At 39.7% G+C, this 16105-nt stretch carries 9 protein-coding genes; 3 read left to right on the forward strand and 6 right to left on the reverse strand.

Translation table 11 applies throughout. The annotated features are described in order from the left end of the window. Window positions 1-65: 65 nt before the first annotated feature. From AABI99_RS02640 to bcsR, 6 genes are read right to left on the reverse strand one after another with little or no spacing between them, the layout of a single operon-like run. On the reverse strand, window positions 66-3884 hold the full coding sequence (locus AABI99_RS02640; RefSeq protein ID WP_338363124.1) for a cellulose synthase subunit BcsC-related outer membrane protein: 3819 nt from the start codon (window positions 3882-3884) through the stop codon (window positions 66-68). Beyond that, window positions 3875-5002: a cellulose synthase complex periplasmic endoglucanase BcsZ gene (gene bcsZ, locus AABI99_RS02645; protein ID WP_338363125.1), complete on the reverse strand. Its 1128-nt coding sequence runs from the start codon at window positions 5000-5002 to the stop codon at window positions 3875-3877. The genes AABI99_RS02640 and bcsZ overlap by 10 nt, the downstream gene beginning before the upstream one ends. Next, window positions 5002-7248 carry a cellulose biosynthesis cyclic di-GMP-binding regulatory protein BcsB gene (bcsB, locus tag AABI99_RS02650; RefSeq protein WP_338363126.1) on the reverse strand — a complete coding sequence of 749 codons (2247 nt, stop codon included), beginning with the start codon at window positions 7246-7248 and terminating at the stop codon, window positions 5002-5004. Before bcsB ends, bcsZ begins: the two co-directional genes overlap by 1 nt. Beyond that, window positions 7241-9910, reverse strand: a complete 2670-nt coding sequence (gene bcsA / locus AABI99_RS02655; RefSeq protein WP_338363127.1) for a UDP-forming cellulose synthase catalytic subunit — start codon at window positions 9908-9910, stop codon at window positions 7241-7243. Before bcsA ends, bcsB begins: the two co-directional genes overlap by 8 nt. Window positions 9911-9912: 2 nt before the next feature. Beyond that, entirely contained in the window at window positions 9913-10626 is a 714-nt protein-coding gene (gene bcsQ, locus AABI99_RS02660; RefSeq protein WP_338363128.1) for a cellulose biosynthesis protein BcsQ, read from the reverse strand. Window positions 10627-10657: 31 nt separating this feature from the next. Further along, window positions 10658-10837 carry a BcsR/BcsP family cellulose biosynthesis protein gene (gene bcsR, locus AABI99_RS02665; protein ID WP_338363132.1) on the reverse strand — a complete coding sequence of 60 codons (180 nt, stop codon included), beginning with the start codon at window positions 10835-10837 and terminating at the stop codon, window positions 10658-10660. A 114-nt stretch (window positions 10838-10951) separates the two neighbouring features. Between bcsR and bcsE the strand changes: the two genes are divergently transcribed. The 3 genes from bcsE to tyrR all read left to right on the forward strand — a co-directional run bounded on the left by bcsE (window position 10952) and on the right by tyrR (window position 16089). After that, entirely contained in the window at window positions 10952-12574 is a 1623-nt protein-coding gene (gene bcsE, locus AABI99_RS02670) for a cellulose biosynthesis protein BcsE (protein WP_338363129.1), read from the forward strand. A gap of 169 nt (window positions 12575-12743) precedes the next feature. Beyond that, window positions 12744-14324, forward strand: a complete 1581-nt coding sequence (gene bcsG / locus AABI99_RS02675) for a cellulose biosynthesis protein BcsG (protein WP_338363130.1) — start codon at window positions 12744-12746, stop codon at window positions 14322-14324. 208 nt (window positions 14325-14532) lie between these two features. Next, window positions 14533-16089: a transcriptional regulator TyrR gene (gene tyrR, locus AABI99_RS02680; RefSeq protein WP_004588344.1), complete on the forward strand. Its 1557-nt coding sequence runs from the start codon at window positions 14533-14535 to the stop codon at window positions 16087-16089. Window positions 16090-16105 lie beyond the last annotated feature (16 nt).

The raw sequence follows: 16105 nt of genomic DNA on the forward strand, positions 1-16105 counted from the left end.
GCGCACAAGTATACATATACCTTAGTGCGAGGGGAAGCATTCGCGATGTATCACCTTGCACTGCGTTAAAAGTCTGCATAAGGAATAATCGGCGTACCCGGAAACGCTAATGTACCGTAAACAGGGTTAAAATAGTAACGTATATAAAGTTGGCCGAAATTTGGCTCGTAAAAGTCAGCACGGTCTATGGCTAAGTAGCCACCAAAGAACCAATGTGGCGTTATACGATACTCAAAACTTCCCTCTAGGTTGTACGAAACACCCGCGCTATCATCAGCTGCAAAAACTGGATCTACGCCAGTGATAAGCTCTCTATCGTAAGCTTGTAGTTGTAGGTCAGTGTCGTTTGGATAAAAGTCAATCGCTTGGGTTTTTGTTTGTGAATACGATATACCTGCTTTTAAGCGATACACAAAATCATCACCCCATCTCGCATCATAGCTCAAAGGCACTGACAATCCGATGTAATTTTGTGGGCTATAGTATCCACCGTGGCCCCATGTTTCTTCACTTAGATTATATTGGTATGCCCAATGCAATAGGCTTGCACCTACTGTAAACTCACGATTTTGGTTACTAATTACTCGGTAATATGTTCCACCCATAACTCTATAGCGTTGGTTATCTTTAACATTTTGACCTTTGTATAAGGTCAAATCAGCGCTTGACCAAAACCCCCAGTCGCCACCTAAGTCATGGGAAACGTTAGCAGTAAGACCTGTTGAGCGCACGCCGCCCCAAACTTCACCGGTATTCACATCTTCAAGCCCAGCATAAGAGAGCACAGAGCTTGTTACAGGGCGCTTTTCTAGCTCTAGGCTATAACCAAAGTCGCCGATGCTGTTTGCGTAATTCACACCCCATACTATGTCTTCTATTAAAAAGCCAAGTGGGGTAGTCCCTACATCAACACGCCAATTTTCATTTTGCCAGCCAATACCTATATCGACCCCGTCTTGCTCGGGGCTGACTTCATCAATACCGCAGGTAAATATACACAGTGCACCCTGGCCGTAACGGCTACCGGCAAATTGCTCATCAAAGCGTGTTGTTTGTGCACTGATGCTAGTTGGGTCTATTTTAATAAACCCTTGTCCTTGCCAAAGTGGAAAGTAAGCCTCAATAGGGACTACACCAGCGCCAAGCGTCGCTTCGCTTTCAGTGCTCGTTTGGCCACTAAAGTTAACCCCAATGGCAATGTATGCTTGGTTTTTATTTTGCTCATTGATAAGTTCGCGTTTAGCACCATTTATATACCACGCATCATTTTCATCTATACGAGCAATTTGTTTGTAAAACGACTCATCGTTTAGGCTTTGCTCGCTCGATAGCGTTTTTAAATACCATTGCTGAGCTCGCTCTTGATCATCAAAATTTTGGGCAACCTGTGCGGCTAAATAACTCAGCTCTTTATCGTTGGGTGATTTAGCTATTAATTGGTTGGCTAAAGCTAACGCGTCACCTGCGTAATTAAAGTCATTTAGCGAGGTCATAATTTGGCGTTGCAAATAGCCTTGTTGATCATTAGTTTGCGCTATTGCGCGCTCAGTCACTTCTTTTGCTTGAAAGTCGTTACCTAATTCTCTGTGTGCTTTTGCTATTGCTAACATAGCTTGAGGGTCAATTGTCTGATTGTTTTTAAATTTTTGTTGATAAACAATAATTGCCGACTCACGCTGCTCAAGGGCAAGATTAGCATTTATTAATGCAGTGGTCGTTGTGGGGGTACTAGGGTACTTTTGATCAAGTTGGTTAAGTTTTGCTAATAGCTCGCCGCCTTCATAATACTGATTAATATACGTAGTATATAAATTGACGTACTGCTCTATTTCGCCCGAACTGGCATTACTAGGCAAGCTGTAATTGGTAAACCATTGCTCGATAATTGATCGCTCATTTTGCTCGAGTAGCCACTCTCCATACAACATATGCCAATAAGGCGATAGTGATGGTTCTGAAGCTAATGCACTATTGAGCAGTTTTAGGGCGTGCTTTTTCTCATCTATTTGATACCAGCTGCGCGAGAGCTCGGCTTTCATTACGGGTGTTAAATTTTGCGCCTCTAAATTACTTAAGTGAAAAATAGCCGTGGTTCTATTTTTGGCATTTATGTGGCGCTCGCTTTGTCGCAAAGACTCATTGAGCCTAAGCTGTTGCTCGAGTGTAATTATGTCGTCATCTCGCGCACTAACAGGTACATACTCTAGTGTGTTTAAAGCGCCCTGATAATCATCTATTGATCGTAAAAATAAAGCATGGCTATAACGTAGTTGTGGATTAAGAGGAAACTGCCAAAGCACATTATTAAATAACGTTTTTGCTTTTTGAGTTAATCCGTTTTGCAGATAAATAAACGCTAAGTCGTAGTAAAGCCAAGGCTGCTCAGGCGCCAGTTCAATAGCCTCTTTTAAGGTTTGCTCAGCAAGCTCTGTATCGCCTGCATCGTTATATTGACGCGCTTTTTCGCGAAGTTGACTACTTAATGTTGCTGAATATGCTGTTTGAAGTTGTGCTTTTTGGCCGCTAGATAGCGCATTATAAAACCTGATTAACGATTGTTCATTGTTGTCTAATTCAGCAATTTCTAATAACCCTGTTAAGGCGCCGTTGTTTAAAGGCTCATTTTTAAGCACCGTTTGGTATATGGCGGCTGCCTGAGAGTAGTTACCTTGTGCAAATTGTAATAAGCCACGGTTATATAAAATAGTAGTGGGGTCTTGCTCTAAGGTATCAGCTAAGTCTAGTTTTAATTGTGCCGTTTTAAATTGGCGTGAGTTTATAGCGTCTTTTGCTTGACGAATATAAAGCCAAAATTTAGCTGTTTCGGCTAACTCTTTTAATGTTTCACGTTCAGCAAAATCAGCAGTGTTGTTTTGCGCACGTTTAAAGTAATTATAGGACTTTTGATTATCACCCATTCGCAAGTATAAAATGCCTAGGCTACGCATAATCTCGCCATCCTTCGGGCGTCCTTTGAGTGCCTTTAGTAAAAGCGGCTCTGCAGCAATGAGCTTGTTTTTTTCAAGTAACGCATCACCTTTAATCCACAGTTGGTAGTACGGATTAGCTAATAATTTTTGTCGTGCTTTTAAATCGCTTTTAAAATCTTGATACTGTAATTCGCCCTTACTACTAAAGGGGTAAACGCTTAAATAACGCTGGAATTGCTTATCTGTAGCGCTATTTAATTGCATATTAGTTAATGCACCTAACCATATTGCTTCTACTTCATTACTGTAGCGAGAAGTAGAGCCATATTTACTCAAAATAGATAATGCAGTGTTATCAGTGGGGTTGTTTCTGAGTAAGTGCCGCGCGTATGCAATATCAACCGCACCGATGTTTTGGTAAGTGCGTAGCAGCCTTTCGTAGCCTTTTTTTACATTTTGCCATTGGCTTTGCTCTTGTGCATACCAACTTAAATGTTCAAGCTCAAACGCTAAACTTGGGTAGGTGTTTTTAAAAAGGCGGTTGTAAATTAATCGTGCTTGTTCAAAACGACCCGCCCGTGCAAGTAATTTAGCTTGTTGAATGTCTGCTTTATCTTCGTTTTCTAGCCGTGCTATTAACCTTAGTTGCTTAACACAAGGGTGAATACGTGTGTTGCTATTATCTATTTTTCTTAAAATTTGATTTGCTTGCACCGTTTTACCATTAGCAAACTCATAGCGAGCAAGCGCACACTGGCTTTCTATTCGATTAGGTGCAATTGCCAATAACTTTTGCAAGCTATCGGCAACTAAGTCTTTATTTTCTTGTACTTCACCAATATTGATTTGGCTTAAAAGCCACTCAACAGAGCGTGTATCAATGTCATTACTTGTTTTAGCATGCACACTTGCGCTGACTGCTAACGTACAAATAACAGCCCATTTTAACGACATTCAGTGCTCCACCTTGGCTTGAGCGTCCCGTCTGCTGTGATTGAAAAGCGCTTATTAAGCGCGCTACTACCAAACAAGTTTAATACACTGTCGTAATAGCGAGTTTGTGTAAATGACTTGTCAACCATCAACTTTTGTTGAATGGCCATAACCAATGAATCGTCACCTTTTTCTTTTAACATGGGCAGCAGGGCAGCATTGAAACCCAATGGGCCACGCTTTTGGGCTTTGCCAGAGCGTGCATAGGTATTAAGAGGGACATAACCACGGCTGTTTATCGCTTGCACAAAAGGAGAAAACTGTTCGCTTAACTGTGCTTTGTATGGGGCATCATTTGCCATCATACTGGCCCAAAGGTAGACTCTTATGGCATTAAAGCTGCCTAAATCGGTTGTTTTTTTATCGTAATAAAACCCTTTTGCTGGGCTATACATTACCCAATCTGGGCTAACCCCTTGTTTAGCAGTATCTAAAATAAGTTTTGCAGAGCCTTCATGTAGTTGCTGCCATGGTGAATGTGGGTATAACTTACTAAATTGCTGATAAATAAATAACGGTGAGTAGCTTGGGTTAAGCTTGAATGTATCATTGTCATACTCAAAACCAGCAGGGGCGGGTAATAGAGTAAGCCCTAACCCATTAATGTAGGCGGTTTCTTCGCGCATAATTCGCTGTGCTAATACCGCAGCTAAAATACTATAGCGACGTTCGTCCCATAAAATGGCTGCCTGCGATAAACTATACGCTATCCACAAATCTGAATCTGATGCTGGGTTTGAATCCAAAATGCCATAGGTATCACTGCCTGTTTTTCCCCATTTCCAGGCAGGCAGCCGTGTACTTAAGTCACCCTCAGAGAGGTGATTTTGCGTCCAATCTAAAATGCTATCAAACGCGGCTTTATCGTTAGCAACAAGAGCAAAAAAGAGCGCATAGGATTGCCCCTCTGAGGTGGTAATATTTTGCTTTGAGCCTAAGTCTATTACGCGACCTTCATCACTAATAAAGTGGTTTTTAAAGGTTTGCCATCCCTGCCAAGGCTCGCACTGCTGCGTTTGCGCTGATACAGAAAAACTTAACAAAGCGGCTACTAATAATGCACGGTTAAATAAGGTCATTATTCATCTCCTTCAGCTAAACGTTTATGGGTGAGTGCTTGTAGTAATCGCCATAAAATAAATGAAATTAGCAACAGCGTTAATATAGAAAGCAGGGCTAAAATAAATGGGTGATCAGATAAATGGAACCACACCAGCGTATGCACAGGAATATGACCAACAAAGTATTGCTCTTCGGTTTTTATAGTTTTAACACCTTGCGAGTTTATAACCGCGGCACTGCCTTTTAATTGGCTTAATGTTTGTGAGTCCATAAGGGTTTTATTAATTAAGCCAAATGCGTTTTTAGTGCTGGCATTAAGTGACACAACAGAGCGCTCAGAGTCAAAAGGAGATTGATACGCTGTAATAACAGCCATGTCGCCGCTACTTTTTACACTCACTTGTATTTTATCTGTGGCTTGCGCATCGTATGCCCCGTTATAAATAGCTTGTTTTATTTGGCGCTGGTTATTAGTTAAGAGCACGTTTGTTTGCGCATCGTCATCGAGTCGATGTGTTGTGCTGCCAGACTCTGCAATAACCAAAATATCTTTATCATCTAAATCAATATTTTCATTTAAATGAGCAACGCTCATTCTGTGAGTGGGGTAGCCGGTTATTGCGCCAAAATGACCTGTAAGATTAAGTAGCAAAGCTAATGCTTTTGCAGAGGGTTGCTGATCAATCAGTACAAGCGTTTGCTGTAAATCTGCGTATTTAGTGTACGGAAAGCCACTGTTAGCAAATACATTCAAGTCTGGCAGGGCAATATAGTGGTCAAATCCGCTTACATCTATATTTGAATTACCATCAATAACACCAAACTCACCACCAGGGGGGGCTATTGCACATTCACCTTTTTTTAGCACGCCAAATCTAAAATCAAAATTAAGTTCGTTACGGGTAGCTAAATTTATACCGTTGAGTGAGAAGTTTTCTGCGTTTTGTGTGGTATCAGTATTAGCTATAAGTGGTAATAACGTTTTTGTAGTATTAAGTACAGACTCATCATTATCTAATAAGTACCCACTAATAAACTTTTGATTAATTAGCATATTTAACCGAGAGTCCAAAGACTCACTCTCGGGGGTGCTACGGTATTGCAATGTAATGGGAATCCCTTTTTCGCGCCAAGTAAATAAATCAGGTGCAAAACGTACGTTTAATTTAACGGGGCCATTATTTAACCCCTGTGCTTGTAGTTGGGTATCAAAATCAATTAATTCGTCAAAATGCACAGGTCTATCAGCGCGTAACCAGCGTGGGGCATCGTAAGCCTTACGCAGCGGTAGTTGGTTAATGGCCTCTATGCTGGCGGTTCTGCCGGTCATTACTTTGTGCCCAAAGGCCAGTCCCGTTACCGCCGTTTTTAAATCGTCTTCATCACGGCCCAAAATAAGCAACATTTTGCTGTATCTATGTTCAGGGTTTGAAATAATCTCAATCGTTGGTTTTTCAACATTGGGGTAGTCTTTTAAAAAGTCAGGCTTTGAATCGTTGGTAATAAAAACCACACTGTGCGTATCTAATGACTTATTAATCACTACCGGAAAATCAGCGCCGCGCCAGTCGGCTTGTGCACCAAACCAGCTTGAAAGAGTCGCAGCGGCTTCAATTGTTTTAGTATTAGGTATTTTTGCAAATACAAATGGCAAGCTTAATTTATTGTAGTCTTTGGCATCAAAAAAAGGTGCTGGTAAGTACTCTAAACGGCTATCAATTGCTAATTGTTTTTGATTGAGAGTGATATTACTCGATTTATTAATTTCGGTCCAAATAGAGCGGCTGAAGTAGTCTTGGCAACGTAAGTCATAATAGCCAACCAGCTCAAAACGAACTTGGTTGTAGTCCTGCACATATTTAGCATTGAGTTTAAGGCTGTGCTTAACAGTATTTTTAACCACACTTAGTTGCTCGTTTATGGGCAGTACAGTCACTAAGTTTTCATTAAAGTACACTTTTAAATGCGACACGTTTGCAATCAATGAGGGTGAGTTTGTATACGAGAAATTGAGTTGCAAGTCGGTGCTTAATTTGTCAATACGGTTTGTAAAATCAACTCTTGAATTGTTGTTTATGCCATCAAGCCTGTAGCCATTAAAGCCTAAAGTAGCAAAGTCTAATCGTAAACTAGACACGTTTGCGCTCTCAGGATAGCCATTTATAAACACAGATTTATCATGCATTGGCTCAATAGCACATGCGTTATAAGCACTACATGTTAAAAGCAATATTAGAAATGTATTAAGCAAATTTTTAATCATAATTATTATGCACTATTGGTTTTTTAGGAGTGAAAGAGTTTATATATACAACAATTTTTGTCATTAATTTTACAAAGGGTTGTAATGGTTTAGGAGCATGAAACAATAAATTGCTAAATCCTCTTAAACTTGTTTTTTGTACTTCTTTAAAGCTATAAGAAGGGCGGTCATGACGAAAGTTATTCTGCCAATCAAGCCACGCATCTGCTCTTGAAAAAGTACACTGGATAAAAGCCTTTTGCTTTTCCAATGTCAGGTCTTTTAACGTTAAACCTATTTGTTTTTTTCGGGTGTTACATACATAGGTTGTAAACGAAAATTGCTTATTGCCGCGGCTCATTAATAGCTCTATTTTATCGTTTACTCGGCACAAGTGAGCGTGCTCAGTTTCAATTCCCACCCCATTATCAGAGTAATCAATTATCTTAACTTTTAACGTATGCCCATTTGCTAAGCGTACGCCCGCCGGAAAGTTAGCTTTTATGCGGTGCGACTGCCTAACTTGCCTTGCCTCTGCTGCAACGGCTACCGCAGCGCCTAGAATAATAATATTGTAGATTGCCCAGCCCATACTTATTAATAAAACACCCACTTGACTTGGATCGCCAAAGCCCAAGCGTAAAACACCGATGAGTATTCCCACTAGGTTTACTAAAAGAAGGACTAGGTACGGTTTAGATATTCCCCAATCGTAATGCTCTTTATCATTTAGGCCGCCTTTCTCTGTTACGTTAAACTTACCTTTGTTAGGGTTTATTAGTGCAACAGTTGTTGGCTTTAATATGTACCACGCAAGAACAGACTCATATACTTCACCCCAAAAAGAATAACGATATTTACCCTGAATGCGTGAGTTGGTTGCTTTTATTTGAATTAACGTAGGCACTACGTAAATAAAAATAGCTAAAAATGGTGCATAAATAATGTAAGCATTAAAGTATATTAGCGCTAAAGGTGCGGTTAAAAATACGATGCGTGGAATACCCGATAAAAAGTGCAGCATGGCATTTAGATAGCACAGGCGCTGCGGTATATCGAGCCCTTTACCTACAATAGGGTTGTCGAGTCTAAATATTTGTGCCATCCCTCGGGCCCAGCGAATACGCTGACCAATATGAGCCGACAAGCTATCTGTAGCAAGGCCGGCAGCTTGCGGAATATTTATATACGCTGTTTTATAACCAGCACGTTGCATACGAAGCGCAGTGTGGGCATCTTCAGTTACCGTTTCAAATGCAAATCCACCTATATCATCAAGTGCCTGCCTTTTTAATACCGCACATGAGCCGCAAAAGAAGGTTGCATCCCACATGTCATTACCATCTTGAATTAACCCATAAAAAAGCATGTTTTCATTAGGTATTTGGCTGTGGTTGTTTAAATTACGCTCAAACGGATCAGCAGAAAAAAAGTGATGCGGCGTTTGCACTAAACATACTTTGCTATCTTTTAAAAATTGCCCCATGGTCATTTGTAAAAATGAGCGGGCAGGTACGTGGTCGCAGTCAAAAATAGCGATATAGTCGCCGTTGGTGTAACGCATGGCGCTGTTCATATTACCGGCTTTAGCGTGGTTGTTATCAGGACGTGTTAAATAACCCACCCCTACTTTTTGGGCAAACTCTTTAAATTCAGGGCGTTTGCCGTCATCCAGGATGTATACGTTGAGCTTATCTGCAGGCCAATCAATGCTCATTGCAGCAAGTGTGGTTGGTTGCACAACGCTCAATGGTTCATTGTAGGTGGGTATGTATACATCTACAGTGGGCCATAAATCAGTATCTTTAGGTAAGGGGATAGGTTTTCGTTCTAGCGGATTGATAGTTTGAAAAAAGCCTAAAATGAGCACTAGCCATGCATAGGTTTCTGCCAGCAGCAAGCCTGCACCTAATGTGAGTGCAACAGGGTCATCCCAATTGAGGGTTTCTGTGTAGCGCCACCACAAATAGCGTGATGAAGTAGTCACCGATAGGGTGATCATTACTATTGTAGCCATTTGCCCTTTTACCCGCTTTAACCCGTACGCAACTATTAAAATAAAGCTAATAAACACGGCTTGCGCTTCGAGGCTAAATGGTATGGTTATAAAAATAGCCAGTAAAAATAATATAAAGGCTACAACCACATATTTGACTAGCTTGTTTTGCCATACTTTAGCGTCAGCCATAGTTTTAAAGGCACTTTTTTTGGGGCCCTTGGCATTTTTTGACAACAACCGTTTTAGCATTCGCCCTAGCTTTAAATCAAACCAGCGCAATTGTTTAAGTGAGTAACTTACTCCATTATAAAACTGATTTGATAACCGCTTCCTAACAGAGCTATTTTTAGGTTTATATTTAAAAAATAATAAATAAACACTTTGGATGATAAACCGCACAAGATTTGAGTAAATAAAGGTACGGTAGGGTAAGCGAAGGTGCGGATAGTAATCATATAAAATAAGTTCAAAGTTTATTTTGTGATCTTTTATATTGATAAACAGTGAACTAATTAGCGTAATAAAAGGCATTAAAAAGGCCTCAATTACGTTCACTTTGTGCTGGTTAAAATAGCTATGAAACTTAAATAAAATATAACGGACAAGTTTTTCAGTAAAAAAAATACTTAACAGTAAATACAAAGTACTGTGTATTGGGCGCTTATAAAATAAAGAAAAGCTCATGATTACAGGGCCGCTTTACTAACAAGCCAGCCGGCGAGTGTTTCAAAATCATCGTTGGCAACACTGTAGGGTGCACAGTTAAGCGCTACATTTCTAAAGGCTGTGGACTCTTTAATTACTTCGTCACTGTTAATAAAAAAAGGAGCCATCAGTGGCAAAGTAGATTGCCACAAAGAAAAAAGATCAAACTCAAGCGTTGACGCAGAGTTATAACGGTTGACTAAAAAGAAATGTTTCCATTGATTATCAGTGTGCTTTAATACTTGTAGCTTTTTATAAATTAAGCTGTGGCAAATGGCGTCACAATTTACAACTTCAATCACTATGTCATTTTTGCTCAGCGGATATTCAGTGATATCGATATGCGCAGGGCAGTCGAAAAGGAGCCAAGCGTCGTCGTTATAATTTAGTTTATTGCAATTATTAACAGTCTCGAACAATGCTGTATTACTTACATTTGTATCACCAAAAGGTAAAAATACAATACCATCACTGTCTTGATGAAAGTGCACTAAGGCATCTTCAAAGCGAGCCTCATTACTCCAACCTTGGTTGTATTGCCAAGGTAGCCCAAAGTGCAAGCCTAAGTCGCTTTTAGCATCTAGGTCTATAGCAATAACGTCAGGGCCTGACTTTTTTAATATGCAGGCTAAATTCGCCACCATAGAAGTAGCGCCAGTACCGCCTTTAATGCCTTTTAGGAAAATTCTTTGCAAGGGATTGTTTACCTGTTAATTCAACTGCAACTTACCCATTTACTGTTCGGTGTATCTCGCTCAGTAATGCGTACTTTTTTATTGTTTGTTTATTTTTTTGTCTGTTAACAATTTCAACGTAATCACCGCTTTTTCCACCAAAACGTTTTGCAAGATTATCAATATCATTTGATGTTAAGGTTTCAGAGTTTTTTTTTGTTAAGTTAACTATTGTTGTCATTATGTTTGAATTTATTCTTTTTATTAAAAGTGGACAATAATTGTCTATTATATATAGAATAACAACTAAAACTAGTAAAAAAGTATCTTTTATAGGCTTGGCTCATTGCAAAACTTTAACATATTAGGCCTGCAGTCCTCTGCTGCAGAGTTAAAACCAGCATCTATGTTTGCTATTTTGGCTCCTTTGGACAGTTTTGTAACAGAACTGGCATTACATGCAATTAATAAGACCTCAGCGTCTGATATATATATTGTTTCTGCCCACATAGAAACATTTTTTGATGGTCCATACACTGATGCTATAAACCACGTATTTGATCGACATAAAGTCCACCCATTTAGCTTCTCTTCAGATACGCTTGAATGGCCAAAGCAACAAATAATTAACAACACTCTAAAAGAGCTAAATGCTTACAAACAGCTAAATAATGCTTTAGTCATTGTTCACTTTAGTACGGCTGATTTGGACTGTTTGGATCAAAAGCAGCTAACCCAAAGTATTAAGGCCTATAAAAATTTTAGTATTCAATCAGGGGCGACTGTTTTATTTTTAACTTCAGGTCCTGAGGTGACAAATTATCGTTTTTTATTTAGACAGTTAAACTCGGTTTTTGACGGGGTAGTGTATGTAGAGAGTGATTCGGCGATGCGTGTATTAGAGTACGATTACTGGCATCACAGCACAGGGGTTATCGCCAATGTACAGTACCCGTTAACCATTGAAAACGACTGCTTTAAAGTTGTACTAGAGAACATAACTGAAAAGCACACGGCTGCATCAGGTGTATTTGCCGATGAAAACGATGTATGGATTGTAAAAGGGGCTATTCCTGAAGGAACTAAGCTTCCTAGCAAATATAAAATAATAGAAGATAATCACGCGCTTTTCTCAAAAGGGCCTAAGTTGGAGGCGGCGACACTGGTATTTGCAGTTTCTCGTTACACAGATTTAGCTCAGCTTGCTAAGCATTGTTTTGAGCTGAGAAAAAACTGTGGTCGTTGGCTTAAATTGGTTATTCAGAATGTTGATGGCGTGATCCGTCATCAAGATGAATGCTTATTTTTGACCTTAGGCGTTAATCTTATTTTGTATAGTTTTTCAGAGCCTTCTAGGTTACTGTCGCAAGTTCAGTCAATTCAAGGGTTTCAATTTTCAAGGCCGCTACCACCGTCTGTTGAGCACGTACTGCAATTTACCGAAAATACTTTTTCTAAAGGCTATTTGCCGTTTATAGAATTTACCAAACAGGTAGAAGTACACAGTGACTCTGCTGTAAATTTAGGGGTGAGTGGGGTGTTGGTAAAACTTGAGCTTTTACCCCGGATTGACCCTATACATCCTTTACACTTATTTCATATAAAGCGCGAAGGCGATGTATTTAGCTTGGTGGAAAATACGGTGTATTTGTATTTACACGCGTGTAGAGAAAACGATGTTAATAACGCGATAAAACATTTGTTTAAGTTAGAGACAAACGATTTTTTTGCGCAGCAAAATATTATTTCCGATCATTTTTATATTCAGCAAGAATGTAAGCAGCTTAGGCGTAATTATGCAGGTCAGGATATAACAGATTATTCAGCTCAATTAGCAGAGAATGACAGCTATAAATTTTCGCAAAAAATAGATGCAAGTGTTGCAGCTGATTTAGAAACACCCGAGTTTACTAAAAACGAGCGCGCAGATGCAGTGCCGTTCAAAATGGCTATCAAGAGTAACGTATGAGTATTAATCAATTATTAATTACAGCAATTTTAGCAATGCTAGTTGGCGTATTTTTATGTATGTTGGGGTCGTTGATATTGAAAAAAATAAAAGAATATTATGCTCAGCTTACGTTTAAACATGAAGTACTCGAACCTTACAAACCAAATAGAATAAAGAAGGGTAAATAGTGAAATTATCAGGCTTAGGGGTATGGAACCTCTATTTTTTAGTTAAGTTTGCACTTTTTTATTATGGTGCAATTGATTTTGATTTACTGTCAAATGCTGCGCTAGCCGCTTTTTTTGCTATTTATTACACATCCCCTGTATTGACTAAAGCGAAGCATTGGTTAGGTGCAATAATGGCCATTGCTTTACTTTATAAAGATTCGTGGTTACCGCCTATAGACCGCTTAACCCGTCAAGCGGGTAATGTGCAAGATTTTAGCTTGGGTTACTTTTTAGAGCTGATGGCGCGTGTCATTAATGTAGATATGTTATTGGCATTGTTTGTTATTACGGTGTGTTTTTGGTATTGCTCGCAATGGATACGCTTTACCACAGTAACCGTCGTTGGGTTAATATTTGTAGCTTGGCAAAGTAATCATAGTGAAGATGATTTAATGACACAGCCAGTAGTAGCTAATAACGTAACAACAGCTGCGCCTCGTGAACAAGCACAAGTAATAACACAACAAGCAAAGTCACCAGATGAGCAATTAAAGGCGTTTTATCAGCAGCAAAGTTTGCTAACAAGCCAGTTTCCTCAGCAATACAATGGCGAGTTATTCGATGTCATTGTGTTAAATGTGTGCTCAATGGCAATAGCGGATTTAGAGACTATCGGTGTAAGTTTGGATGATTTATACAGCGATTTTGATTTAGTGTTTTCTGACTTTAATTCGGCGACTTCTTATTCTGGACCTGCTGCAATTCGTCTGCTTAGAGCAAGTTGTGGTCAAACAAGTCAAACAGCTTTATTTGAAAATGCGCCTGAACAGTGTCACTTGTTTAAAAACTTAGAAAAATTAGGGTATAAAAGCAGTGTAGTTATGAATCACGACGGCCATTTCGACGAGTTTAAAGGCTTAGTGAAAAGGTTTGGAAAAATAGACGAGCAACCTTACGATATAACTAACTTACCTATTGCACAATATGGCTTTGATGATAAACCTATTTATTCAGATGGTGCGGTGCTTAATGCGTGGTTAAATGAAAAAGGTGGGGACTGTGCGCCATGCGCTATGTATTACAACACGACAAGTTTGCATGATGGTAACCAATTAGCAAATCAGCCTCGTATGAGTAGCCTTGAAAGTTACCCAATTAGGCATAAAAACTTATTCAACGACATTAATGGGTTTATTAAAAACTTAGAAAAACGTGGCCGCAATGTCATGCTGATGATAGTACCTGAACACGGCGCGGCATTAAAAGGTGATAAAGTGCAATTTGCTGGGCTACGTGAGATACCAAGCCCAAGTATTGTGTCTGTTCCGGTGGCGATTAAGTTTATTGGTAAAAACGTACAAAGCTATTCACAAACGCTTGTAAGCGAATCAACCAGTTACTTTGGCTTATCGGAACTAATTAGTGGCGTACTTAGCACAAACTTTTTTGCAGGTAATGGCAATATTGCCGATTTAGTTGCTTCGCTGCCTCGCGCACCTAAAGTAGCTGAAAACGCTGATACAATAATGATGTATGTTAATAAGCGCCCTTATATTCAATTAGATGGCGGAGACTGGACCCCATACCCGCAAAACTAATAACATATATACATTACCCTTTTTAAAACGCAGCTTATACGCTGCGTTTTTAGTTTTAAAGTGGGCGTTGTTACAGTTTGCTGTTTACAGGCGTGGGTTTATAACCATAACGACGCTGGTTTGTTCAAATTTGTTTACAATTTACTGTATTGAGTAACTGACTTAGCGTATTATTCGGCAAATATAGTTTTTCCTTATTCGAGGATGTATGCGTCTAGATATTCACTGTGCTGACCGTGTAGGTATTGCTCAAGAAATCCTAAATATTTTAGTTAACTATGATGTTGATCTAAAAGGGATTGAGGTTGATTCGGTAAATTGCCGTATGTATGTAAGCTTTCCTGAAATTGAATTTGAGCAATTTCAAAAAATTATGCCTTCTATTCGTTTAATTGATGGCGTGCATGATGTTCGCACCACTGCCTTTTTACCCTCTGAGCGAGAGCATAACGAATTAAATACACTGCTGCGCGCATTACCAGATGGTGTTATCTCGATTGACGCAAAAGGATGGGTTCGTTTGTGTAACGACGCTGCTTGTAAAGACTTGCAACTAAGTGAAAAAGAAGTGGTAGGAGCCAATATTAATAACCTACTTAAAGGCTTTAATTTTACGCGTTGGTTAGAAGGCAAAGAAGTACTTGGTCAAACAACCCGTGTAGATGTGGCTGGTGAGGACTTTATTGCCGATATCTTACCGATTGCCGTCCCGCAAGGTGGTGAAGGTGATGTGTTAGCTGGTGCGGTTATAAATATTAAATCGCAAAGCCGACTAGGTCAGCAAGTCAGTGCCTTTAGACGTTATGGGCAAGAAAGCTTTGCAACTATTCACAATTTTAGTACTGCTATGCGCCGTGTTGTGCGTGAAGCACGAAAAATGTCACAGCTAGAAGCGCCTATCTTAATAACCGGAGAAACTGGTACGGGTAAAGAACTTCTTGCTCGTGCTTGTCACTATGCCTCTAATCGTTCAGTTAAACCATTTATTGCTCTTTCGTGTGCATCTTTGCCCGATGATGTGGCTGAATCTGAATTATTTGGCTACGCCGGCTATGAAGAAAATACCGCACCTAAACGCGGGGTGTTAGAACAAGCAGATGGTGGTACTGTGTTTTTAGATGAAGTAGGCGAAATGTCTACACAGCTACAAACAAAGCTGCTGCGCTTTTTACAAGACGGTACATTTAGAAAAGTGGGCGACGAGAACGAAGTAAAAGTTAATGTGCGTATTATTGCAGCCACACAAAAAGATTTACCGGCCATGGTGCAAGAGGGTGTATTTAGAGAAGACTTATACTATCGAATTAATGTATTAACGCTTGAAATAGCACCGCTGAGAGATCGTAAGGCTGATGTAGGCCCACTAGCTGAGCACTTTATTCAAAAGTACGCACAGCAAAACGGTCATGCAATTCCGCTTTTATCACAAGAGTGCCTGCGTTTTTTACAAGAGTACCCGTGGCCAGGTAATGTACGCCAGCTAGAGAATGCAATTTATCGAGCGGTGTCGTTACTTGATGATAGCGAACTACGCGTAGAGCACTTGCAATTGCCTACCTTCACACACGATTTGGGTTATTTAGAATCTGATTTTGAGGGGTCATTAGATCAAGCTGTCAAACGTTTTGAAGCAACTTTATTACGTAAATTGTATCCGGCTTACCCAAGCTCAAGACAACTGGCAAAGCGTTTAGGGCTTAGCCACACTGCAGTGGCAAATAAGCTACGAGATTACGGTATTAATCGCAAAACTGTTAAAGTTTAATAGCAAGTTTAGTGGG

The sequence above is a fragment of the uncultured Pseudoalteromonas sp. genome (assembly GCF_963922945.1).
In the GTDB taxonomy this organism is placed as follows: Bacteria; Pseudomonadota; Gammaproteobacteria; order Enterobacterales; family Alteromonadaceae; genus Pseudoalteromonas.

Coding starts and splice junctions, on each gene's coding strand:
- AABI99_RS02640 (WP_338363124.1), bottom strand. CDS start 3,884: ATGTCGTTAAAATGGGCTGTTATTTGTACGTTAGCAGTCAGCGCAAGT.
- bcsZ (WP_338363125.1), bottom strand. CDS start 5,002: ATGACCTTATTTAACCGTGCATTATTAGTAGCCGCTTTGTTAAGTTTT.
- bcsB (WP_338363126.1), bottom strand. CDS start 7,248: ATGATTAAAAATTTGCTTAATACATTTCTAATATTGCTTTTAACATGT.
- bcsA (WP_338363127.1), bottom strand. CDS start 9,910: ATGAGCTTTTCTTTATTTTATAAGCGCCCAATACACAGTACTTTGTAT.
- tyrR (WP_004588344.1), top strand. CDS start 14,533: ATGCGTCTAGATATTCACTGTGCTGACCGTGTAGGTATTGCTCAAGAA.